The organism is Croceibacterium xixiisoli (assembly GCF_009827305.1).
Lineage (GTDB): Bacteria > Pseudomonadota > Alphaproteobacteria > Sphingomonadales > Sphingomonadaceae > Croceibacterium_C > Croceibacterium_C xixiisoli.
This window is the reverse complement of the sequence record NZ_WTYJ01000001.1, coordinates 1,051,837-1,075,106: the sequence shown is the minus strand read 5'-3', so window position 1 is coordinate 1,075,106 and position 23,270 is coordinate 1,051,837. Positions and strand designations below refer to the sequence as shown.

The window sequence follows — 23,270 nt, the reverse complement described above, 5'->3', positions numbered from 1 at the left end:
TCACGCCGGTGCGTAAGCGATCCAACGACCGCCGAAGATGATTGCGCACCAAAGAATGGTGATGATGACAGCGCCCGCCCTGGCGGAACCGCCAACGCCCTGGCCTGCTTCTGCCTTGCGGATCACGCCATTGTGGAACCACAGGCTGAGCAGGATGGCCACAACCACCAGCACCATCTTGATCCAGAAGATGGGGTTGATCAGTTCGCGCACCGGTTCACCGATGATCATCACGAAGCCCGAAATGACCAGGAACAGCAGCGCCCACCAGATCCACGGAACATAACGATTGGCGGTTTCAATCAGGGTCTGGCTGGTGCCGCCCGCATTGAAGACGCGCACGTTGATCATCAGAATCGATCCGAATGCCGCCGCAATCGAAAGGATGTGAATCACCTGAAACGCAGGGATGGCCCAGAAATTGGTGGCCATGATCTCGCTGGCCTTGGTTTCTGAAATCCACAAGGCCAGATCGACGAGAGCTGTCGTCCGCAGCCACTCGGTAAAGTTAAAAAGTAAATCGCCCATCAGAGAATGATTCCCCTGTCCAAAACTTGTCGGTCCGCGAATGCGTCCGTTTATCCCAGTGAGTCAGCGCCGATCGCGAGGACCATGGCGCCAATCCGTCGTCACTTACTCGTCCAGCAGATGCCGGCAGAGTAAATTACCGTTACCACCCAGGTAACAGCCAGTTACAGCCGCCAGCGAGGCTGGCATTGATCCAGCGCAAATCCCGCCGAAGCGGTGCCAGATCTGCGCCAAGACCTGGAACGTGCCGTCAGTTGACAATGTCCAAGCCGGACAAAACGCCTCAAATCGCTGGTTCCAAGGGGCCCCGATACGCCAGCGAGCGAGCGGGGAAAAGCTTTTCCTCTGCTCGTATGGAGGAATGCACCGCAAACACGCAGATTCCCGCAACAATCCGATAGCAATGCAAACGCGCTGTCATCCCTGCGTCAGGTTACGCCTCTGCCATAAGTTTAACGACTCGCCCTATCAGTTGCCGTGTGGGCCAGATTCTGGCGCGCAGCTGCCAGACTGTTGCACGCATGCAACAATTTGCAGATTTTCATACCGCACGGGCCCGCGCCTATACGGAAAACTGCAGAAGCGAGGCACGATATAGTTTATCCAACAAACGATTGCGATGTTTGCCGGAACGGTTCAGAGGGCATTGTCAAAGGCGCTGCCCAACAGTAGGACAGAATCAACGAAGCAATTTCTGCTGCGGCGCACGCGATTGTGTGAACGACCGGCACACTGGGGAGGATATGTATATGCGTGTCGCAAAGGGCATTGCGCTGGCAGCGATGCTGTCGGTCGGCGTAAGCCATGGCGCACTGGCCCAGGATACGATTCCCGCCGGTGACTGGCGCACGATCAATCGCGACCTCGCATCCACCCGTTACTCCCCCCTCAACGAGATCAACCGGTCCAATGTAACGCAGTTGCAGCAGGCCTGGACCTATCCGCTGCGGTCCTTCAACACCGCCGTGCCGGTGGTGATCGGCGGGACCATGTATGTGCCTGCCGGCAACCGCGTGGTTGCCCTGGATGCAGAAGCCGGCACCGAAAAATGGGTGTTCAGCGTTCCGCAGACGGCCGGCGCACCGGCCGTCAATGCCTCTTCGCGCGGCGTGGGTTACTGGCCGGGGGACGCCAACACCCCCGCGCGGATCATGGTGATGGCCGGATCGACCATGTATGCGCTGGATGCAGCGACGGGCCAGCCCGCTGCCGGTTTCGGCACCAATGGCGCGGTCGATGTCGGCGTGGGTTATGGCGGCGCGGTGACCGTGGCCGGCGAAATCGCCATCATCGGTGCTGCGACGCTGGAAAATCCGATCGGCGTGCCGGGCAATCCGCGTGCCTTCAATGTTCGCACCGGCGCCAAGATCTGGGAATTCCAGACGGTGCCGCAGGAAGGCCAGCCGCATAACGACACCTGGGGCAATGGCTGGAAGGGCCGTTCCGGCGCGAATATGTGGGCGTTTTCCGCCCCGGTCGATATGGAACGCGGGATCGTGATCCTGCCGATCAGCGGCCCTGCGGCCAATTATTACGGCGGTGATCGCCCCGGTTCGAACCTGTTCGCCAATTCGCTGGTCGCTGTCGATCTGAAGACCGGCGAATACAAATGGCATTACCAGACCGTCCATCACGACATCTGGGATGCAGACATGCCATCGGCCGGACCGCTGATCACTGTGGGTCAGGGCCGCAACCGGCGTCAGGCGATCGCCCATGTCGGCAAGACCAGCCTGTTCTATGTGCTGAACCGCGAAAACGGCCAGCCCATTCACACAGTAGAAGAACGGCCGGTTCCGGTCGGCGATGTGCCCGGCGAATATTACCACCCGACCCAGCCCTTCCCGGTCGTCACCCCGCCGCTGAGCCGCGTGCGGTTGACCTATGATGATCTGGTCACCGCAGAAGACACCACGCCCGAACATGCCCAGGCCTGCCGCGACATGTGGGACAAGGCCGGCGGCTATCTGAATTTTGGCCAGTTCACGCCCTTCTATTTGCACCGCCAGGGCACGCCCCCGCGTTCGACCATCCAGCTTCCGGGCGGGATCGGCGGCGTCAACTGGGGCGGGCCGGCTGCAAACCCGACCAATGGCATGGTCTATGTCAATGCGATCGACACCAGCCTGGTCGGCTGGGTCGAACGCAAGGAATCGACCGAAAGCTACAGCTTCGATGCCAATGACACCAATCAGGCCTATGACCGCGCCAGCGTGGACGGCAAGGGCCCCTTCTTCTCCTTCCAGGCGCCGTTGAGCGGCAAATATGACGAAAACGGCCGCGCGGAAGGAACCAGCGCCCCTTGTTACCGGCCGCCTTGGGCGCGTTTGACCGCGATCGATGCGAACACGGGCGAAATCAAATGGGCCGTTCCCCTGGGTGACTACGAAGAACTGCCAGAAGGCAGGCGCACCCTGGGCAATGCCGGCAGTGCCGGCCCGACGGTGACCGGCGGCGGACTCGTGTTCGTCGGCGCCACCAACGACAAGCGCTTCCGGGCGTTCGATGCGGATACCGGGCAGATGCTTTGGGAAACGCAGCTCCGCAGCAGTGCCAATGCCAATCCGATGTCCTACAACGGCAATGGCGGGAAGCAATTTGTCGCAATCAATGCAGGTGGCACAATCGTCGCCTATTCGCTATCGCGCTAAGCGATACAAACAAGAGAGGTTACTCGGGGGAATGAAGAATATCTCGATCCTGGCCGCCACTGTGGCAGCCTTCGCACTGGCTGTGCCGGGTGTCGCCATGGCACAGAACGCCCAGCAGCAGGCCCCGGCCCGCATCGGTGAAAACCCGAACATCAACGGCGTCTGGCAGACCATGGGCACCGCCAACTGGAACGTGGAGCCGCATTCGGCCGGCCCGAATCCGGTTGCAGACCGCCTGGTTGGCGCGATCGGCGCGATTCCCGCCGGCCTTGGCGTGGTTGTCGGCGGCAAGATCCCCTACAATGACGCAGCCCAGGAACGGCTGGCGCAGAACAAGGCAAACCCGGTTCGCCACGACCCGGAAGGCGCCTGCTACCTGCCCGGCATCCCGCGCGCGACCTATATGGGTTATCCCTTCCAGATCGTGCAGGGCACGGGCGACGATATTCTGTTCGTCTATGAATATGCCACCGCGAATCGCGTGATCCACATGCAGGAAGTCGGCATCCCGCCGATCGACACCTGGATGGGCACGTCCTACGGCAAGTGGGAAGGCGACACGCTGGTCGTGACGACCCTGGCCCAGGGCCCCGGCGACGTGAAGCTGCCGGCCGGTGAAATGATCGAAGGCGTTACCTGGCTGGACCGTGCGGGCAATTATCTGACCAACACGGCCACCGTCATCGAACGCTTCACTCCCCGTGGTGCAGACCACATGGATTATGAAGTGACCATTGAAGATCCGACCGTTTATACCGAAGCCTGGACTATGAAGATGCCGATCTATCGGCGCGTGGAAGAGAATGCCCAGTTGCTCGAATTCCGTTGCGTACCGTTCAGCGAACAGATGCTATATGGCGATCTGCTCGAGAACAAGGAAGGCTCGGAATAAGAGCACGAGAGCGAGTGAAGTTTGAGGAGTAGATAAAAATGCAGACCAAGAAATGGGCCGCTGCCGCTCTCGCCGCTGTTGTTGCAGCCGGCACCGTTGGCACGGCTTTCGCACACCATTCTTTCGCCACCGAGTTCGACCGCAACAAGCCGCTCCGTCTGGAAGGCAAGGTTGTGAAGTTCGAATGGGTTAACCCCCACTCCTGGATCCACATCGACGCGCGCCGCAATGGCAAGGTCGAACGCTGGCGCGTTGAAGGCGGTGCACCCAGCGCACTGCTGCGTCGTGGCTGGAACCGGAACTCGCTGCCTGCGGGCACCGAAATCATCGTGGACGCTTTCGCAGCACGCGATGGCGACACCCGCGCATCGGCAGCGGAAATCCGCTTCCCGAATGGCCGCGAACTGTCGCTCGGCAACCCGACCACCGAAGCTGTGGCAGCTGCAGCGAACCGCGGCCGCTAAGCATAGCTCTGCCCATCCGGGCAATGCAGGATGGCCCGCGATCCCATGGATCGCGGGCCTTTCCTTTTTGCGGCTGAAGAAATTCGGCTTGGCGGGATTTATGGCCTGGCCGCTCAATCGAGCGGAGCCACATCCACTTGCACCTTCATGCGCTGGACGGATTGCCCCACGAATACGCCGTCGACGGGCGCGACATCGGCATAATCGCGCCCCATTGCCACGGTGATGTGCGATTCCCCGGTTAAGCAATCATTGGTGGGATCAATGCCGACCCAGCCCGCTGCATCCCCGCACCACACGGCAACCCAGGCATGCATGGCGTCCGCACCGACCAGCCGTTCCCGGCCTGGTGGCGGAATAGTGCGCAGATAGCCGCTGACATAGGCTGCCGGAATGCCGAAGCTGCGCAGGGCGACGATCATCACCTGGGCAAAATCCTGACACACCCCCTCCCGCGCGCGGAAGGCATCGGCCGGGCTGGTCGAACTGGAGGTGGCCCCGGGAACATAGGCGAATTCCCGATAGATCCGGCGCGCCAGGTCCAGGGCGCCATCCAGCACCTGCTGGTCCGAGGTCAGGCTTGTTGCCGCCCAATGCGCGATATCGGGTTCGAATGCCGCCAGACGCGACGCGTAGAGATAGGGCGCCGGTGCCAGCGCGTCGATGCGTTGCACGGCCAGCGCCTGCTGCCTGAGATCGGTGATGGAGGGCGTGTGCTGTGGGACGACGGGTGCATCCACCTGCATGGTGAAGCTGCTGACAACCGTCAGGGCGCTGAGCGCCTCCGCCAGGTTCAGCGCCAGCGTGTTGACCACATAGGGGCCCACCTCGTCCCGCATGCTCGCCGGCATCGGATCAATCTCCAGCCGATAATCGCGCATGCTCTGCCCGGGCCATGCGACGGGCTTCAGCCGCAGGTTGATCCGCGCATCGAACACCGGTGCTGCATAGCTGAGCACCGATCGGTGGTTAACATGATAGATCACGACAGCAACTGCGCCCCGTCCCGTTCCGGCGTTGCCGCCTCTTCCAGGAAAAACCGCTTGCTGATCGCATTCGACAGATCAGACAGCGCCTGCAGCAGATCGTCGAGCGTCCGGGGCGTCAGCGTTTCGGCATCGAGCGATTCTGCCCGCACATACAATTGCCGCGCCAGCCGCAACGGCAAATCAGCCAGACCGTCTTCCCGCAGGGATGGCAGGGTTTCCAGATGGTCGCGGATGCCCCCGAGCTGGAACACCAGGCTGCGCGGCTGCTGGGGATCCAGCAACACCATGTCTAGCACCGGCGCGATGAAGGGCATGGTCAGATAGCGCGCGCGATAGACGGCCTGGGCATCGGCCAGATCCAGCAAGGCCGCCAGATCGACCGCGCTCGCCTGCCCCGGAACGATCGTGGCGCAGGCCTGCGTCATCAGCGACGCGCGTTCGATGCACATGCCCAGATCGAAGAAACGCCAGGCGGCAGAGCGGCTCATCGTATCGGCCGTCAGCCGCACGAAGGCAGCCGATTGTTCGAGCTGCTGGTCCGCCGCCGCGGTGATAGAATCGCTGTCCCCCTGGACATAGCGCGGCAGAGGCCGGTTCAGCGCGCGCCAGCTGTCGCGGCTGAGCCGATCGCGCAGCAGCCGCGCCAACCCGCGAATACGCCTGTCCTGCGTAATCACGCTGCCCGGCTGATCTGCGCTGCCCAGCGCCGCACCGGCGATATCGGCGGGGCGCCATGCGGATGCCGCGCGCGGCACCGCGCCCCACCGTTCCAGCAACCGCGCGAGGCGCGATGCGGCAGAGCCCATTCCCGTCTCGGTCTGCAGCGCATCGCCCGCATCCAGCATGGTGCGCACCACGCGGGCGACCTGGTGGCTGCGTTCGACATAGCGGCCGAGCCAGAACAGATTGTCGGCTGCCTGGCTGGGAAGCACCCCTTGAGCCCGTCGCACCTGCGGCGGAACCAGAACCGGCGCCAGCATCGCCTGTTCCGATCCTGGCGAATCGAGCACGCAGACATCGCAGGAGATATCCCCCTCCCCGATCAGGGAGGTCCGCAGATCGCCGTCGCTCGACATGCGGCCAAAGCCGCCTGGCAGTACCACCCACTGCCCGTCGGCCCCACGCGTCAGGAAGGCGCGAATGGTGAAACCGCGCGGGGCGATCCCTCCATCGTCCAGGCATGGCGTGGTCGACAGGCGAACAACTTCCTGCGCGGCGAAATCCATCGGCCGCCGGTCCAGTTCCTGCAGCAGCACCGCCCGTTCGGCCGCACTCAATTCCGCCCCGGCACGCGAACTGCCATCGGGCATCAGCGCATTGGGCTGGCGGAAGGCCGATGATATGATCAGCCGATCCAGATTGGCCGCGACGTAGTTGCGTTCGTCCTGCCCCCCGCACCACCAGGTTGCCGCATTGGGCAGCAGCAGCGGTTCCCCCAGCAGCCGATCGCACAGGCGCGGCATGAAGGCCGACATGGCCCGCGATTCCACCGCCCCGGCACCCGGCCAGTTGCACAACAGCATCTGGCCGCTGACGCAGACCTGCAGCAGATCGGGCACGCCGATACGGGAACGGGAATCGAAATGGAGCGGATCGATATCGCGCGTGTTGATCCACCGCCACAGCGCGTCGATCCGCTTCACCCCCGCGATAGTGCGCACGAACAGCCGCGAATTGCGCACCATCAGATCGCGCCCTTCGACCAGCGAAAACCCGAGATGCCGCGCGAGCAGCGCCTGTTCGGGATAGCTCTGGTTGAAACGCCCCGGCGTGAACAGGGCGATGCGCGGATCCGATCGGACGCAATCGGCGGCGATCCCTTCACGCAGTGCATCGAAGAAATCCGACTGCCGCCGCGCTCCGATCGAACCCAGCAGCGATCCGGTGGAGCGGGACAGTGCAAGGCGGTTTTCCAGCGCATAGCCGACGCCGATCGACAGCCGCGTCCGATCCGCCAGCACCCGCCAGCTGCCATCCGGCCCGCGGGCCAGATCCACCGCATATTGCCGCAGATAATGCCCACCGGGCGGCTTCACGCCGATCATCCGCCGGGCGAAATGCGGGCTGCCCGATGCCATAGCCGGGGGCAGATGCCCATCTGCAAACAGGTGCTGATCGCCGTAGATGTCTCGCAGCACGGCTTCGAGCAGCTCGGCCCGCTGGACCAGCCCCGCCTCTATGCCCGACCATTCCGCCGCGCCGATCAGGATTGGGATCGGGCTCAATGGCCAGGCGCGTTCCTGCTCGTCACCGGTCAGGCGGTAAGCCAGGCCGAGTTCGTCGACATGCCGATCCAGAAAGCCGCGCACCCGCGCCAGATCGCCATTGCCCTGCGCCACCAACCCGGCGACGAAGCTGCGCCAGGCGTCTGCCACCTGCGGCTGGGCCGCCAGATAGGCATCACCACCAGGCTCACCCGCCTGATAATATGCGAGCGGATCAGCCCCGGGGCCGGGGCCGAAGAGATCTTCAGCCTGGTTTGCCATTACCCGCGTCAGTATAGGCGCGCCGGTCGCCTCAGGTCGAGCGTCATCGGAAATTCCCCGCGATGCTCTTCGGCGGGGATATCCACCTGCCCCGGCGTATGCCCGAATTCCTGGAACCGCGCCTTGCGGCGGGCTTCGGCTTCATAGCTGTTGACCGGCACATCGTCATAGGACCGCCCGCCCGGGTGGGCCACGTGATAGACGCAGCCGCCCAGCGAGCGGCCGTTCCAGCTGTCGAACACGTCGAAGGTCAGCGGGGCATTGGCCGGGAGCAACGGATGCAGGCAAGACGGCGGCGCCCAAGCCTTATAGCGCACCCCGCCCACCGCTTCGCCCGGTTGCCCGGTGGGATGCAGCGGCACGCGGCGGCCATTGCAGGCAATCACGTGACGGCCCGGCACCAGCCCGCTGGCGCGCACCTGCAGCCGTTCGGTCGAACTGTCGACATAGCGCACGGTCCCGCCGATCGCCCCGGTTTCACCCAGCACGTTCCAGGGTTCCAGCGCATGGCTGATCTCCAGCTGCACGCCGCCCGCCTCCACCGTGCCATGCACCGGGAAACGGAACTGCTTCTGCGCTTCGAACCATTGCGGATCGAAATCATAACCCGCCTGCCGCAGGTCGGAGAGAACCTCCATAAAGTCGGTCCAGGCGAAATGCGGCAGCAGGAACCGGTCATGCAGGGCCGTGCCCCAGCGGACCAGACTGCCATCCTGCGGCTGGCGGGAAAACCACGCCAGCAGCGCGCGGAGCAGCAATTGCTGGGCCACGCTCATCTTCGCGTCCGGCGGCATCTCGAATCCGCGAAACTCGACCAGGCCCAATCGGCCGGTCGGCCCGTCACGCGAATAGAGCTTATCGATGCAGATTTCCGTGCGGTGGGTGTTGCCCGTCACATCGACCAGCATGTTGCGGAACAGCAGATCGACGACCCAGGGGAATTGCGGCGCCACGCCGGGCGGCGGCACCTGGGCCAGGGCGATTTCCAGCTCATACAGGCTGTCATGCCGCGCTTCGTCGATCCGTGGCGCCTGGCTGGTCGGGCCGATGAACAGGCCGGAAAACAGATAGCTGAGCGAGGGATGCCGCTGCCAATAGAGCACGAAGCTCTTCAACAGGTCGGGACGGCGGATGAACAGGCTGTCGGGGAAGGTTTCCCCGCCCATGACCATGTGGTTGCCGCCGCCGGTGCCGACCGAGCGGCCATCGACCATGAACTTGTCCGCCGTCAGCCCACATTCGCGTGCATCGTCGTAAAGCCCGGTGGTCACCTCCACCAGATCTTCCCAGCTGGCGGTGGGGTGGATGTTGACCTCGATCACGCCGGGATCGGGCGTGACCTTGAGCACCTGAATACGCGGATCGGGCGGCGGAGGATAGCCTTCCACCCGCACCGGCAGGTTCAGCTTTTCGGCCACCGCTTCCACCTGGGCGACCAGTTCGAGGAAATCCTCCATCTCCTCCACCGGCGGGATGAAGACCGACAGATAGCTGCCGCGTGCCTCCACCGTGATCGCGGTGCGGACGGCACCGGCGATGATTTCCTGTTCGACGATATCCTGCCGATTGCCCTCAGCCTGCTCCACGCGTTCATGGCGCTGCCTGCCGGCCGTGACTTCCGTCTGGTCCTGCGCCGGTTTTGCCGCCTGCTGGCGAAAATCGGCGATCGGGGTCTGGGCATCGGTGCTGACGCGCGGATGGATATAGGGATAGTCGGATTTGGGGACCCAGGGCAGCGAGCCCAGCGGCAGGCGATAGCCAAGCGCCGCATCGCCCGGCACCGCGAACAGCGCGCCGCGCCGCACAGTCCATTGTTCGCTCTTCCAGCGTGGCCCCTTGGCCGGTTCGGCCTGCCAGCGCTGCACCGGCAGCACATAGCCGACCGGCTTCGACAGGCCGCGCGCGAAGGTCCGCACGATGCGGGCGCGTTCTTCGGGATCATCGATCTTCGGGTCGCCCGGTGTCACATTGACCGGCAGTTCCCCTTCCCGCTCGATCCACTTCTCGCCGTCATTGTAGACCGGCTGCACATAATCGCCGACGATGCCCAGCCCGACGGCAATATTGTCCAGGAATGCCTGCGCATCGGCCGCGCCCAGCGTATCGGGCTGCTCTTGATCCGGATCGGCCGCGATCAGCGCTGGATTGCGCCAGATGGGGATGCCGTCCTTGCGCCAATAGAGTGAATAGCCCCAGCGCGGCAGGCTTTCCCCCGGATACCATTTGCCCTGCCCATGATGGAGCAGCGCGCCCGGCGCGAAGCGATCGCGCAGCTTGCGGATCAGCCGGTCGGCATAACGGGCCTTGGTCGGGCCGACGGCATCGCTGTTCCATTCGGGCGCTTCGGGATCATCGGCAGCCACGAAGGTCGGTTCCCCGCCCATGGTCAGCCGGCAATCCTGCGCATTCAGATCCACATCGACCTGCGCGCCCAAGGCGAGCAGGCTTTCCCAGCGCTTGTCCGTGAACGGCTTGGTGATGCGCACTGCCTCATGCACGCGATCGACGCGCATGGCGAAATTGAACGACACCTCGGCCGGTTCGGACACGCCGCTGATCGGCGCGGCGGAGCGATAATGCGGGGTGGCGGCGACGGGGATATGCCCTTCCCCCGCGAACAGGCCGGATGTGGGATCGAGCCCGATCCAGCCGGCGCCGGGGATGAACACCTCGCACCAAGCGTGCAGATCGGTGAAATCCGCTTCCGGTCCCTTGGGTCCTTCGACCGGCTCCACATCTGCCTTCATCTGGATCAGATAGCCGGATACGAAGCGCGCGGCATAGCCAAGGCGCCGCAGCAGATGGACCAACAGCCAGCCGGAATCACGGCAGGATCCGGTGCCCAGCGTCAGCGTTTCTTCCGGCGCCTGCACCCCGGCTTCCATCCGCACGACATAGCCGATCCGCTGTTCCAGCGCCTGATTGATGGCGACCAGGAAGTCGATCGTCCGCCCCCGCCACTGGCTGAATTGCTGCAGCAATTCATCGAACAGCGGGCCGGTCGGCTCTGCCTCGAAATAGGCGGCCAGTTCTTCCCGCGTTTCCGCATCATAGTGGAAGGGGATCTGCTCCGCGCTTTCCTCCACGAAGAAATCGAACGGATTGATCACCGTCATGTCGGCGATCAGATCGACCTCGATCGAAAAATGCGTGACCCGTTCGGGAAACACGATCCGCGCCAGCCAGTTGCCATGCGGATCCTGCTGCCAGTTCAGGAAATGGCCGGCCGGTTCGATCTTGAGCGCATAGTTGGGAATGGCTGTGCGGGCGTGCGGAGCCGGTCGCAGCCGGACGATCTGCGGACCGAGCCGGACGGGCCGGTCATAATGATAGCTGGTGGCGTGGTGGAGCGCGGCGCGGATCATCCGAGCATTAGACGATTTTCCATGCTGCGTTGCAACACAATCCGTATGACACGGCTGCGGGTGATGCCTACGTACTAACCCTAGCATCTCATTAGGTAAAATCTTGTAAAGCTAATGTCTTGGCGGCAGCGAAATTGGATAGTTTAAGCTAGGCGTTGAGCATCGGTCCAAAAGGCCATGTTACATTTGTGCAGGGGGACAGCTAAAGTGCGCGTTGCGATCGTCGATGACGAACCGGATCTCGCCGCAGAGATGGCCCGCCTGGCAGAATCTGCCGGCATGACCTGCGAGATTTTTGCGGATGGCACCGATGTCGTTACCGCCTTGCGCCGCTCCACCTTCGACGTCGTGCTGCTCGACTGGAACATGCCCAACACTTCGGGCATCGAAGTGCTGCGCTGGGCCACCGATCGGCTGGAAACGCCCCCGGCCTTTATCCTGCTGACCGCACGCGGTGACACCGACGATGTGGTGCGCGGGCTCGAAGCCGGAGCGACCGACTATATCATCAAGCCTGAGGAAGAAACGATCATCCTGGCGCGCATCCGCGCGGCCGCGCGGCGCACTCAGGCCCGTCCACGTGATCGACAGACTGCCCATGGCCGCTATTCGATCGACATGGCGGAAGACCAGATCTCGCTCGACGGGCAGCCGGTCAAACTGACCGCGAAGGAATTTGCCCTGGCGCGGGTGTTCCTGGAAAATATCGATCGTCCGCTTTCCCGCAGCTATCTGCTGGGGGAGATCTGGGGCAGTTCCGACCTGGTCGAAACCCGCACGCTGGACATGCATGTCTCGCGCGTCCGGTCCAAGCTGTCGCTGCGCGCGGAGAACGGTCTGGTGATCCAGACGGTGTTCGGCTTCGGATACAGGATGGATTCGATCAAGGATAATGATAGCAACGGCGCATGATTCAGCCGTCCCTGCGTATTCCTCCCCTGCCGACCCTGCGTAATGCATTCTGCCTGGCCGGCGCGCTGGCGCTGTCCGCCTGCGCCATTGGCGCCCATCCACGCGTCGATGCGACCGGGGCAGGCCTGGCATCCGGCACCCCGGCCAGCCTGAACCCGGATGCCGGCGCGGATGAAACCATGCTTGGCCAAGCGCTGCAGACTGCGCTGGCACGGCATTCAGTCGCGACGGCGGAGGGTGCCGGTATCGAAATCCGCTATTCGGTTTCCATGCGCCCGTCCTATGTCGGCATCGGCCGCGCAGTGGATGGGGAAGTGGCCTGGGAATCCGTCGCCCGCCGGGGCTATTTGCTCGATCGCTGCCGTGGTGAACGCGCCCGGATCAGCATGGCGGCCTTCCAACGGGCGACGGGCGCCCTGCTCCACCGATCGACGGCCGAAATGGACAGTTGCACGATCACCCCCGCCATGCTGGAAGATCTGGCCGGGCAAATGGTCGACGACGCGCTCAGCCGGAATGGGCAAGCATCCTGAGCTGCCCTTGCTGTTCAGACGTTGTCGGGTGACGCATCATCCGGCAGGGTGATCCGGAACAGTGTCCCCTCCCCCGCCGCGGTTTTCACCTCGATCTGGCCGCGATGCCGGCTGACGACCTCTGCCACGAAAGCCAGTCCCAGCCCGCTGCTGGGCGCATTGTCGTCCGCATTCTGACAGGCACCGAAGCGAGCAAAGGGATCGTGCCGCCGGGCGGCCGGCAGGCCTGGCCCATTGTCCCCGACCAGCAGCACGACATCACGATTCGATGACGGGGCATTTTCCACCGCCAGGCTGATGGCGGATCCGGCAGGGGAGTAGCGGATGGCATTGCCGATCAGATTGTCCAGCATGCGGGCGATCAGCGCCGCGTCGCAGTTCAGGAAAACCGGGTCTTCCTGATCATTCAGGCGAATGGTCGTGCTCTTCGCCCTAGCGGCGAAATAGGCCCGGTCGGCCGCCTCGATCAGCAGGGCCTGCACATCACAGGATTCCATGGACAGCGCCTGTTCCTGCACCCGGGCATATTGCACGAAGCTGTCCGCCAGTTGCAACGTCCGTTCGGCCTGCTGGCGAATGCGCAACAGGCGCGCGCCGGGATCACCTTTCGTCAGCGAGTCATTGGTCATGGCAATGATCGCCGCCTGCGGGGACCGCATGTCGTGAGAGAGGAATTCCAGCGTCATCCGCCGGTTCTGTTCGGCCCGGCGGATGGCGGAAATATCGTGGAACTGCACGATTTCCTCGGCCCCGGTGCCGTCATCGTGATCCGCACCGAACAGGGCGCGCGATATCCGGAAACTGCGCCCATCCCCAAACGCCACCTCATCATTCCCGTCGACGAGCTGACCATTGCTGCGCGCCAGAAGCAGGGGCAGATCGAGCCCTGGTTCGAACGGCCCGAGCAGTCGCCGGGCGGCATCGTTCATCGCGATGGTCCGGCGCGAACGGTCAAGCACGACAATCGGCTCTGGCGCGGATTCGATGATGCCGCGAACGAAGGCGAAATTCTGCCGCACGTTCAGCAGCAAGCCCTTGAACTCATTCACCTGCCGGGCGATCACGTCGAAGCCCTGCGCATCCACCGGCTGATCCGACTGCTGGTGAAGACTGGCAGATTCCTGGTGCAGGAAATCCACCACGGAGACCAGCCGACGCCATCCCCACAGCGGATAGGCGATGACGATCCCGACCAGCGCCGCGCCAGGGGACAGCCACACCCCCGCCGCCGTCGGCAGCGCCAGGGCGAGCGCCACCATCGCCAGCGCCAGCAGCACGGCAAAGCGCAGCGCCGATTTGGGCCTGAGCACCCAGAAGGCCATCATCAAGGCCGCCACCAGCAGCACCGATAGCGCCATGTTCCAGAGGCTGGACACCGGCGCAATGAAGCGGTCATGCATCATGGCGTCGAGCAGATTGGCCTGAATCTCGATACCGCTCTGGATATGGCCGGCATAGCGCGGAACCGCATAGCGATCCTGCAACCCCTGCGCAGTTGCGCCGAACAGCACCACCCGATCCTGCAGGAATATCTTGGGGACCGACCCGCGCAGGACATCTACCGCCGATATGGTGGGGTAGGTGCCCGGCTGGTGGAAAGGCACGATGTCGGACAATCCGCTGGCATTGTCCGACGGTGGGGGATCACGCCCTTCTTTGACCCGGTACGTCGCCTGCATCAGATGATCATAACGCCGGCCACGCTCCTCCATCGCCAGCGGAACACGCCGGATCGTGCCATCGCCATCGAACTGCAGCTCGACATGCCCCAGTTCGCGGGCGGCGGATTGCAGCGCCGGCAGCGGCATGATCGGAACGCGCCCATCAAGCGTGTTTTCTTCCGGGCCGAAGGTGAAGGGCAGCACGACATTGCCCGCCTTCGCCACCGCCTGGGCCAGGGCCAGATCTTCGGCGACGATCCCGGGTTCCAGGAACAGTATGTCCGGGACGATCACCTTCGCCCCGGCAGCCGATAGCCGCTCGATCAGTTCGGCATGGCGCGCGCGCGGCCAGGGCCAGGGCCCCAGTTCCCGCAGGCTTCGGTCGTCCACCTCGACCAGCACCAGCGCCGGATCACCCCGATCCACGGTCCAGGATACGGCGATATCCTGCAATTGTTCGTCCAGCCGCGCGGTCAGCTCGAACAGGCTGGCCCAGCAGGTCACGCCCGCCGCCACCAGCAGGGTCAGACACCATTCGAGGAACAGCCGGTTTTTCAGCATGCGACAGGACCGATTACCCCTTTCAGGGCGTGATGGTCAGCTTCTGCGGTGCATTCCACACCGTCAACAACTCCCCATCGCCCGGCTGCGTAGCCGCAACCTGCCAGTAATAGACGCCCGGCGGCAGTGCCGTCAGCGTGTATTCGCGCTGATCCATGGCAATCTCATGCAGCATCGGCCGTGCCTCCTGCCCTTCGCGCCAGAGGCGGAAACTGTATAGCGCCGGCCCTTCCCCCTCATGCCGCCAGGCAAAACGGAAGCCATCAACCAGTTCCGCCGGCCCGACCGCTGCTTCCACGCCCAGCCGCTGCCGCCGGAAACTGTAAGCTTCGGTCAAGCCCTCGATCCCGCTGGCAGCGATCCCCGCCGACCGCACGAAATAGGTGCCATTGGGGATGCCCGGCAGGGTGATGTCCGTATCGGCATCAACCGTTTCGGCGATCGTATCGACAAAGCCGGCATCGCGCGCCAGCTGCAACCGATAGGATGTGGCGCCGGCAACGGGGCGGATCGTGAATTTCAGGTCGACTTCGGTCTGGACCCGATCCGGATCGGCCAGCACGGGGGATGGCAGCAGGGGTTCTTCCGCGATGCCGCCATCTTCGCCAGCGACCGCGCCGAAACCGGCGGCAACGTGGTGCGTTTCCTCCAACGTGCTGAGCGCCACGTCCCCCTCGATCACCTCTGTACCCGATCGTTCACCATCCTGCGCCAGGAAGATCCGGAAAGTGGTTCCGCGCACGGCCGAAACCGCCTGCGGCGTGCGCACGCGATAGCGTTCGCCCCGACGCAGTTGCGGCGGCTGGAAACTGCCCCGCCCTTCCAGCAGTTCAAATTCCACATCCAGCGAGTTGTCGATCAGATAGCGCCGGGCGGACTTCACCCTCACGCGCGACTGGGATGGGAGCGACACCCGCGACCCCGCCCCGCCGGACAGGGTAATGAACCCACCGCGACCAGTCTGCAGCACGGTTCCTTCGGAGAGGGTTTCGCCAACCGCAGGCGCGCGCTCCCGGCCGCCGGACGCCACCGCCACATTGCCGCTGAAACTGACCACCTGCAGTTGCACCGGGGTAAAGCGCAGCAGGTTGACGGGAATGCGCAACTGGCTGCCGATGGGCATGCGATAAGGATCGGCCACCCGGTTGCGCCGCTGCACCACCCGGTAATCCCCTGTCGTGTGGAAATAGCTGCCCGCCAGGCCGATCAGCGTATCGCCGGCTTTCATCGCATAAACGAAATCTTCCGGCGGTTCCGCCTGCGCCATTGCCGACACCGGCCCGATGGACGCAACAACCAGCGAAAGCACAGCTACGGGTACACGACCGATGCGCAGCCAAGCCATTGGATAATCCCTGTTCAATTTGCGACCCCTGCACGTGGTGATTTCACCATCGTTTCAGCCCGATCTTAAGCAAGCCTGTGGCGCGGACGTAGCATCAATTTAGATAAATTTACAAAAAAATATCATTTACAACAATTTACCTTACCCATTCGCCAATTGGCGTACAACTGATCAAATCGGCGCGGGATTCGGCAGCCCATTCCTTCTGGGTAATCCGGATATCGGCACCGGCAGGCGCTGGCCATGGGGGTGGCCGGCGCCTGAGACACGGTTTCGGATTGCTTTCCCGCATGGGTGGAAAGCGAAATTTTCAGCAGTGCCCGGCCCCCCTGGCACTGCTGCGAGCCGGGCGGATGGGAAGGCGGCATGGTCCAAGACCATCCTCGTCCACTTGCCCTCCTCCTGCCGCAAGGCGGGACTGCCCTCCGCCCGGCTCATTTTGCCCATTGCGGAACTTCCTTCAACTGGCTCACTGCCCACTCCCATTTAATTTGATAATATCAATATTGCTTTTTGCCATTTGCAAATATAGCCTTTTACCGCTCCGCCCCTGGGGATGGAGCCGGCGCCAAAAAGACAACCGGCGACCGGGGAAGAGGAGATGCGAACATGAGGCAATGGAAGGGCCCTGCCGGTCGGCGGGTCGCGATGCTTGTCGTCGCCACCGGGTGCAGTTGGATCACCCCCGCCTGGGCGCAGGGCAATGAGGAAAGCGAACGCCCCGCCGCCGAAACCATTATCGTCACGGCAGAACGACGGGCCACCAATCTGCAGGATACGCCGCTTTCCATTGTCGCCATGAATGAAACCATGCTGGAAGCGAGGGGGATCGAAGACCTTGCCGATCTCAGCAGCTTTACGCCCAATCTCAACATCACGCCTTCGCGCGGAACCGGGAATGCCGTGCCCAACTTTTCCATTCGCGGCATTTCTGGCGGCAGCGGTGCCACCGGTGAGCGCGGTGTGGGTCTTTACATTGATGGCGTCTTCGTACCGCGCACCAGCGGATCGGTGCTGCGGGTGCTCGACATTGACCGGATCGAAGTGTTGCGTGGCCCACAAGGGACGCTGTTTGGTCGCAATTCCACAGGCGGTGCCATCCGCATCTTCACCAAGCAGCCCGATCTGGACGAATTTGGCGGTTACCTGCGCGTCACCGCCGGATCATTCGATCGAACCGATATTGTCGGCACCCTCAATGTGCCGCTGGCCGAAGGCCTGGCCGCGCGGGCACAGGGCGCCTATCTGAAGCAGGATGGCTATGTCAGCCGTGGCGATCAGATGCTCGGCGGATCGGAAGACATCATCGGCCGCATCAACCTGCGCTACAAGCCGGATGATCGCTTCGATGCCACTCTCGGCTTCCTCTATACCGATACCAAGGCCGACGGCACGCCGCTGGTCTTCACCGAATTTGACATGCGCCCGGGGATAGAGGGGGTCATCGAAGGCAATTTTGCCGATTGGCTCAACGATGCTTTCAAGCAGGCCGGGCAGGCGCCACTAGCCGAATACAACGATGACCGCATCGTGATCGACGATTTCACCGCACCCAGCATCTGCCTGCTCGATGATTTCAACCCCGATTACGATCGCGCCTGTACGCAGGAACAGCGGAACAAATATTGGCAGGCCGATCTGCGCATGGCCTATGATCTGAATGATGATCTGACGCTGTCGACAACCACTGGCCTGGCCAGGATGATCCACCGGGCATCGGTTGATTATCAGCTGCTCGGCACGGAAAACCGCCTCACCGACGTCTCCTCTACCGTGTTCTATCAGGAATTGCAGCTCAATGCGGCGCTGTTCGGCGGTGCACTCGATCTGGTCGGCGGGCTCAATTATTTCCATGAAAAATCCGCCAGCCCCGGCCTTACCATCAACCGGCGCGGCAGCAGCATCTTCCCTGATCAGCCAAGGGGTGACGCCGATGGCGGATTGTTCCGCCTGACTGATACCTATGTCGAACAGGCCAGCGATTCCTTCGGCGTCTTCGCCTCCGGCACATGGCACATCACCGACAGCCTGAATTTCACCGGCGGGCTGCGCTATGCCAATGACCGCAAGAAATATGACGAGACCGAACAGGCTTCCGCCAATTTCACTCCGGCTGCCGGGACGACATCCACCACCGTGTTCAGCGATCATTCGTGGGATCAGATCGACTGGCGGGCAACGCTGGATTATCACTTCTCCGACCGCGCGATGATCTACGCCACTGCGTCCAAGGCCTACAAGGCCGGGCAGTTCAGCTTCCAGATCCTCGATCGCGTCGCCGGGAAGGATCAGAGCGGCGATTTCATCCAGCCCATCGCCCCTGAGAAGGTGCAGAATTACGAACTCGGCATGCGAATCGAAGCCTTCGATCGCCGGGTGCGGCTCAATCCAACCGTATTCTTCATGCAATGGACCAACCGCCAGGCAGCGCGCCAGGTTGCCTGCAATGTGGATCCCACCTGCCCCATCGGTTTCCAAATTCAGGTTGTGAACTCCGGCGATGTCGATCTCTATGGCGCAGAGGCCGATCTGCGCATCGCTGTCACCGACAATTTCTTCCTTGACGCATCGGGGGCAATCATCGGCTACGATCTGAAGGATGAGGTGGCCAATGCCGGGCCCAATCTCTATCCCGATGTTCCGGAAACATCCTTCAATCTGGGTGCAACCTACAACGCCCGGACATCCTTTGGCGAATTCTCCTTCAATCTCGCCTACAGCTACACGGGCGAGCAGGCGACGCACAATTCGGCGGTGGGCGATTCCGCTTATACCCTGCCCGCAATCGAGCTGGTCAATGCCCGCATCCAGTTCCAGCCGGATGACACGCCGGTGCGTGTGACCGTGTTTGCCAACAATCTGCTCGACAACACCTATGCCACCTACGCCCAGCGGTTCGGCGGCGGATATTGGGATCAGGGCGGCCCGGTAAACCGGCTGCACCCGCTCGCCCTGCCCGAACGCTCCGCGCTGGCCGAAGTACGCGGCCGCCCGCGCGAAGTCGGCATCACCATGCAGTATGATTTTTAACGCATCGGAGGGTGACAGGCAGAAGGCTTTTTGCCATAATCAAATTAGTAAAAGAATATAACAAAATCATACGAGCAAATGAGGATGTTCGGGGGAATGCCATGCGAATGAACGCGCGAGCCATGCTCGCAGCGGGCCTGATAGTCGTGTTGCCTTGCGGCACGGCGCTGGCCCAGACCATCAGCGAAACCGACGATCAGGGCCCCTTGCCCGAACAGCCGGAGGTGGTGCGCAATTACGTGCCACTGACGCCCGAACGGCTGCATGACATGGTGCCGAAACATCCCGGCTATCTCGGGGCGCTGGCACCGGAAAACCTGGCCCGGCCGCGTCCGGCTGCGCCGTTCGACCTGACCGGCACCTGGTTCATCGATCTGGCGGAAGGGTTCCAGAAATTCCTGTTCGGGCCACCCTATCCCAAATTCGCCCGCCCTGGACGCGAGGCTTTGATAGAGGCGCCCAAGTATCAGGCGCGCAACGAAACCTATCGCGATGCGATCGGCCAGTGTTACCCGCCCGGCATGCCGATGTTGATGACGCGGGTCTGGCCCCACGCCTTCATCCAGCTGCCCACCGCCGTCTACATCATCAGCGGCTTCAACAATTCGGTCCGCATCATCTATCTCGACGGGCGCGACTTCAGCGATCCCGATCTGGTGGTTCCCAGTTACAATGGGGAATCGATCGGCAAATGGGACGGCGATACGTTGGTCGTTCGCAGCAAATATTTTGAAGTGGACAATCACTACATCGATCACGGCATTCCGATTTCCGACGAATTCGAAATGACCGAACGCATCAGGATGCTGGAAAATGGCACCGTGATGGAGGTCGAATATATCCTGACCGATCCGCAAAGCTGGGAAGGCGAATGGCGATCGACCAAGCGTTTCGGCCGGCAGGACTACACAGACATCAACGAATCCAACTGCATACTTGCCTACAACGCCAATCTTCCAGGCACTGATCTGGGCCGCGAGACGGCGGAGGAACGCGGCACCAGCGATCTTGAGGGGGTAGCCAATGACTAGAACATATCTGCAGGCGGCCGGGCTTGCCGGGATCATCGCCGGGGCCTGTCTGGCGCTCGCCGCCGGCCCCGCCCTGGCCCACCACAGCTTTGCCATGTTCGATCAGACCAAGGTCATGACCCTGCAGGGCAAGGTCACTGAATTCCAGTGGACCAATCCGCATGTGTTCATCGAACTCGATGTGCCTTCGGGGCGAACCAACACCCATTGGAGCATCGAATTGAACAGCCCGAACAATTTGCGTCGCCAGGGCTGGACCCGCACTTCGCTGTCCAATGGCGACCAGATTTCGCTGCGGATCGCGCCCTTGCGCAATGGCAAGCCGGGCGGGCTGTTCCTCGATCTGCGCAAGGCAGACGGTACCACGCTCGATTCCGGGCTGCCCAAGAACGGCACCCCCGTCAACGTCCCGCGCCTGTAATTGAAGGAGGCGACAATGAAGAATTCCAGCAAGATGACCATCGCCGCCGCCGGTCTGGCCCTGCTCTCCACCCCCGTGCTTGCGCATCACAGCTATTCGATGTTCGACATGAACAAGACCGTGGCGATGAATGCCGAAGTGGTGCGCTTCAAATGGCAGAACCCGCATGCCTTCATCGACATCAAGGTCGCCACTCCCAATGGCAGCGAGCAATGGGCCATCGAAATGACCAGCCCGAACAATCTGGTTCAGGAAGGATGGAAGCGCAACTCGCTCAAGCCAGGTGACCGGGTCACGCTCTATGTCCATCCGTTGCGCAGTGGCGCACGCGGGGGCAGCTATTCCGGAGTGCGCTTTGCCGATGGCAAGACGCTGGGAACCGTGAACTGACATGCGGCGGACCATCGCCCTCGCCGCCGCCCTGCTGGTGATCGGCCTGCCAGCCCAGGCCCAGCAGCCCCCCGCCTCCCCCCCGCCAGAAGGTGTCGAGCCGGGTCAGGGGGCGGCCAATCCCAAGGGGCGGTACGCCGAGCTCGATCGCCTGCCTGACTGGGGCGGCATCTGGTTCCTCCAGCGCCCCCCGCCCGGCACCGGCCCTGCCCCCGCGCAGCCGCAACTGAACGGCGAATACAAGCAACGCTATGATGAATGGTTGGTCGAAGCGCGCGCCAACCACGGTGTCGTCACCCGCACCCGATCCAATTGCAGCCCGCCCGGCATGCCGCGGATCATGCAACTGGCCCAATACCCTTATGAGTTCATCTTTTCGCCTGGCAGGGTCACCATCAATCAGGAAGCATGGATGCAAACCCGCACCGTTTGGACCGATGGGCGCAAGCATCAGATTGATCCCGATCCCACCTTTATGGGCGATGCCGTGGGCCATTGGGAGGGCGATACGCTGGTGGTGGAAACGCGCGGCATTCTCGATGACCTGGAGATCGAGGCCGGCGTGTTCCATTCTCCGCAATTCGTGCTGATCGAACGGATCCGCCTGTCGCCCGACAATCCCGACGTGCTGATCAACGACATGCGGATGGAAGATCCCGAGGCGCTGGCCGCCCCTTTCGAAACCCGGGTGACCTATCGACGCGACCGCTATGGCAGCCTGATCGAATTCCAATGTTCGGAAAACGATCGCAATCCCGTCAACGCCGATGGGGAAACCGTATTTGACTAGTTTGTGCCACAAACGAGCATCCGACACCGACGCCCTAGCCAAGCGCGCGCAGATCGCTAGAGAGCCTGCCGAGCAGTTTGACACTGTGGAATAGCTCTCTGGCATCGGCCGTCGCCCTTGACGGACCGGTAGCCGGTCTGGAGGTCGCGTTGAGCAAGGTGAAATCTTCGGCAGAAACCGAACTGGCCAATCAGGAAAGCCGGTTGCGCGTGATGAATGACATCCGCAGCGAACGGACCACTCCGCTGGCCGGACTGCTGACCATGCGGATGATCATGCTGTTCGGCCTGATGCGGCGCAGCGGCATTCTGGCGCAGCGGCGTCGTTTCGGCCTGCTGGAAACCGAATGGCGGATCATGGTCTATGTCGGCGAGTTTGCGCCGCTGTCGCTCAATGGCCTGTCAGAAAAGGTGCTGAAGGACCGGGGCCAGTTGAGCCGCGCGGTGAAGGCCATGGTCGAACGCGGCCTGTTGTCGCGCCAGCGCAAGCCCGGCGGCCCCGAAATCGAAATCGACCTGACCGACGAAGGCCGCGAACTCCATGCCCGGATGGTCCAGCTGGCGGTGGAACGCGATGCCGAACTGGTGCGGGATATTCCGGCCGAAGAGCATGAAATCGTCAAACGCGCGGTCGAATTGATGATCCGGCGGGCCGATCTGCTGCTGGAAGAAGAGATGCGGCTCAGCGAAGACTGAGCCTGCCCCGGCGCCCGCACGCCGGAATGCACTGCAAGCTGCATCATAGAGGGGCGATCCGATTGCATCGGATCGCCCCTCTCTTTTCGTCGGTGGCCGCGGTTTTCAAGCCAGCAGGTGTTTCCGCCTGCTTGAAAATCGCTCCATGCGCGCGGGCCTGACACGCGGCCCGAGAGCCTCTGGCTGATCGCGCCATGATTGCCCGTGGCGGGCCGATTCACACCTATGGCCCCTCATGCACTGTGAAAAATTCCCCTTTTATCACAGGAACACCGGGCAATTCCGGGTGTTTTCACACGCGTGCCATTTGCGACCGGCAGAAGGCTTGACAACGCCCTCCTGGAGGAACACAGTATTTGCAAGTTATTCGCAATAGCACAAAAGAGAGAGCGATGTCGGCCCATTGGAAACCCACCGAGCGCCCAACAGCCTGGCACTGCCAGACCGTAAGCCCGCACGCTTTCACCCGCATTGCCCTGCCTGCCTGTGCCGGTCTGGCCCGCGCCCTGCGCGCTTCGGCCTGCAC

Annotated in this window: 17 protein-coding genes; 11 read left to right on the top strand and 6 right to left on the bottom strand. The window is 62.7% G+C overall.

Features of this window, described 5'->3' with window-relative positions; genetic code table 11:
- Positions 1-528 carry a DUF6644 family protein gene (locus tag GRI97_RS05105; RefSeq protein ID WP_161390012.1) on the bottom strand — a complete coding sequence of 176 codons (528 nt, stop codon included), beginning with the start codon at positions 526-528 and terminating at the stop codon, positions 1-3.
- Positions 529-1,277: 749 nt separating this feature from the next.
- Between GRI97_RS05105 and GRI97_RS05100 the strand changes: the two genes are divergently transcribed.
- The 3 genes from GRI97_RS05100 to GRI97_RS05090 are packed head-to-tail and all read left to right on the top strand — an operon-like array spanning position 1,278 to position 4,535.
- Positions 1,278-3,179 carry an outer membrane protein assembly factor BamB family protein gene (locus GRI97_RS05100; protein WP_161390011.1) on the top strand — a complete coding sequence of 634 codons (1,902 nt, stop codon included), beginning with the start codon at positions 1,278-1,280 and terminating at the stop codon, positions 3,177-3,179.
- Positions 3,180-3,210: 31 nt separating this feature from the next.
- Entirely contained in the window at positions 3,211-4,071 is an 861-nt protein-coding gene (locus tag GRI97_RS05095) for a hypothetical protein (RefSeq protein ID WP_161390010.1), read from the top strand.
- Positions 4,072-4,109: 38 nt separating this feature from the next.
- Positions 4,110-4,535 carry a DUF6152 family protein gene (locus tag GRI97_RS05090; protein WP_161390009.1) on the top strand — a complete coding sequence of 142 codons (426 nt, stop codon included), beginning with the start codon at positions 4,110-4,112 and terminating at the stop codon, positions 4,533-4,535.
- Between the two features lie 113 nt (positions 4,536-4,648).
- On the opposite strand, the gene GRI97_RS05085 is transcribed toward GRI97_RS05090, so the two are convergent.
- The 3 genes from GRI97_RS05085 to GRI97_RS05075 are packed head-to-tail and all read right to left on the bottom strand — an operon-like array spanning position 4,649 to position 11,375.
- A complete protein-coding gene (locus tag GRI97_RS05085) occupies positions 4,649-5,521 on the bottom strand; it encodes a transglutaminase family protein (protein ID WP_161390008.1) in 873 nt (290 codons plus the stop codon).
- Positions 5,518-8,010 (bottom strand): circularly permuted type 2 ATP-grasp protein, encoded by a 2,493-nt coding sequence (locus GRI97_RS05080; protein ID WP_161390007.1) that lies wholly within the window; start codon positions 8,008-8,010, stop codon positions 5,518-5,520. Before GRI97_RS05080 ends, GRI97_RS05085 begins: the two co-directional genes overlap by 4 nt.
- Before the next feature lie 8 nt (positions 8,011-8,018).
- Positions 8,019-11,375, bottom strand: a complete 3,357-nt coding sequence (locus GRI97_RS05075) for a transglutaminase family protein (protein WP_161390006.1) — start codon at positions 11,373-11,375, stop codon at positions 8,019-8,021.
- A 207-nt stretch (positions 11,376-11,582) separates the two neighbouring features.
- On the opposite strand from GRI97_RS05075, the gene GRI97_RS05070 reads away from it, so the two are divergent.
- Both GRI97_RS05070 and GRI97_RS05065 read left to right on the top strand, forming a co-directional pair.
- On the top strand, positions 11,583-12,287 hold the full coding sequence (locus tag GRI97_RS05070; protein WP_161390005.1) for a response regulator transcription factor: 705 nt from the start codon (positions 11,583-11,585) through the stop codon (positions 12,285-12,287).
- Positions 12,284-12,820: a hypothetical protein gene (locus GRI97_RS05065; RefSeq protein WP_161390004.1), complete on the top strand. Its 537-nt coding sequence runs from the start codon at positions 12,284-12,286 to the stop codon at positions 12,818-12,820. The genes GRI97_RS05070 and GRI97_RS05065 overlap by 4 nt, the downstream gene beginning before the upstream one ends.
- Before the next feature lie 14 nt (positions 12,821-12,834).
- Here GRI97_RS05065 and GRI97_RS05060 read toward each other — a convergent pair whose 3' ends face one another.
- Entirely contained in the window at positions 12,835-15,042 is a 2,208-nt protein-coding gene (locus GRI97_RS05060) for a CHASE2 domain-containing protein (protein ID WP_161390003.1), read from the bottom strand.
- Between the two features lie 22 nt (positions 15,043-15,064).
- Entirely contained in the window at positions 15,065-16,387 is a 1,323-nt protein-coding gene (locus GRI97_RS05055) for a FecR family protein (RefSeq protein ID WP_161390002.1), read from the bottom strand.
- 609 nt (positions 16,388-16,996) lie between these two features.
- Between GRI97_RS05055 and GRI97_RS05050 the strand changes: the two genes are divergently transcribed.
- The 6 genes from GRI97_RS05050 to GRI97_RS05025 all read left to right on the top strand — a co-directional run bounded on the left by GRI97_RS05050 (position 16,997) and on the right by GRI97_RS05025 (position 22,744).
- On the top strand, positions 16,997-19,417 hold the full coding sequence (locus GRI97_RS05050; RefSeq protein ID WP_161390001.1) for a TonB-dependent receptor: 2,421 nt from the start codon (positions 16,997-16,999) through the stop codon (positions 19,415-19,417).
- A gap of 107 nt (positions 19,418-19,524) precedes the next feature.
- Positions 19,525-20,448, top strand: coding sequence for a hypothetical protein (locus GRI97_RS05045; RefSeq protein WP_161390000.1), 924 nt, complete (start codon positions 19,525-19,527; stop codon positions 20,446-20,448).
- Positions 20,441-20,869 (top strand): DUF6152 family protein, encoded by a 429-nt coding sequence (locus tag GRI97_RS05040; RefSeq protein ID WP_161389999.1) that lies wholly within the window; start codon positions 20,441-20,443, stop codon positions 20,867-20,869. The genes GRI97_RS05045 and GRI97_RS05040 overlap by 8 nt, the downstream gene beginning before the upstream one ends.
- 15 nt (positions 20,870-20,884) lie before the next feature.
- Complete coding sequence (locus tag GRI97_RS05035) at positions 20,885-21,259, top strand: DUF6152 family protein (protein ID WP_161389998.1); 375 nt, start codon at positions 20,885-20,887, stop codon at positions 21,257-21,259.
- Between the two features lies 1 nt (position 21,260).
- Positions 21,261-22,049 (top strand): hypothetical protein, encoded by a 789-nt coding sequence (locus GRI97_RS05030; protein WP_161389997.1) that lies wholly within the window; start codon positions 21,261-21,263, stop codon positions 22,047-22,049.
- Positions 22,050-22,207: 158 nt separating this feature from the next.
- Positions 22,208-22,744 carry a MarR family winged helix-turn-helix transcriptional regulator gene (locus tag GRI97_RS05025; protein ID WP_328598526.1) on the top strand — a complete coding sequence of 179 codons (537 nt, stop codon included), beginning with the start codon at positions 22,208-22,210 and terminating at the stop codon, positions 22,742-22,744.
- Positions 22,745-23,270 lie beyond the last annotated feature (526 nt).

Excerpts from the sequence above, each read along its gene's own strand:
- GRI97_RS05105 (WP_161390012.1), bottom strand. The coding sequence starts at position 528 with ATGGGCGATTTACTTTTTAACTTTACCGAGTGGCTGCGGACGACAGCT.
- GRI97_RS05100 (WP_161390011.1), top strand. The coding sequence starts at position 1,278 with ATGCGTGTCGCAAAGGGCATTGCGCTGGCAGCGATGCTGTCGGTCGGC.
- GRI97_RS05095 (WP_161390010.1), top strand. The coding sequence starts at position 3,211 with ATGAAGAATATCTCGATCCTGGCCGCCACTGTGGCAGCCTTCGCACTG.
- GRI97_RS05090 (WP_161390009.1), top strand. The coding sequence starts at position 4,110 with ATGCAGACCAAGAAATGGGCCGCTGCCGCTCTCGCCGCTGTTGTTGCA.
- GRI97_RS05080 (WP_161390007.1), bottom strand. The coding sequence starts at position 8,010 with ATGGCAAACCAGGCTGAAGATCTCTTCGGCCCCGGCCCCGGGGCTGAT.
- GRI97_RS05075 (WP_161390006.1), bottom strand. The coding sequence starts at position 11,375 with ATGATCCGCGCCGCGCTCCACCACGCCACCAGCTATCATTATGACCGG.
- GRI97_RS05065 (WP_161390004.1), top strand. The coding sequence starts at position 12,284 with ATGATTCAGCCGTCCCTGCGTATTCCTCCCCTGCCGACCCTGCGTAAT.
- GRI97_RS05060 (WP_161390003.1), bottom strand. The coding sequence starts at position 15,042 with ATGCTGAAAAACCGGCTGTTCCTCGAATGGTGTCTGACCCTGCTGGTG.
- GRI97_RS05055 (WP_161390002.1), bottom strand. The coding sequence starts at position 16,387 with ATGGCTTGGCTGCGCATCGGTCGTGTACCCGTAGCTGTGCTTTCGCTG.
- GRI97_RS05050 (WP_161390001.1), top strand. The coding sequence starts at position 16,997 with ATGAGGCAATGGAAGGGCCCTGCCGGTCGGCGGGTCGCGATGCTTGTC.
- GRI97_RS05045 (WP_161390000.1), top strand. The coding sequence starts at position 19,525 with ATGAACGCGCGAGCCATGCTCGCAGCGGGCCTGATAGTCGTGTTGCCT.
- GRI97_RS05040 (WP_161389999.1), top strand. The coding sequence starts at position 20,441 with ATGACTAGAACATATCTGCAGGCGGCCGGGCTTGCCGGGATCATCGCC.
- GRI97_RS05035 (WP_161389998.1), top strand. The coding sequence starts at position 20,885 with ATGAAGAATTCCAGCAAGATGACCATCGCCGCCGCCGGTCTGGCCCTG.
- GRI97_RS05030 (WP_161389997.1), top strand. The coding sequence starts at position 21,261 with ATGCGGCGGACCATCGCCCTCGCCGCCGCCCTGCTGGTGATCGGCCTG.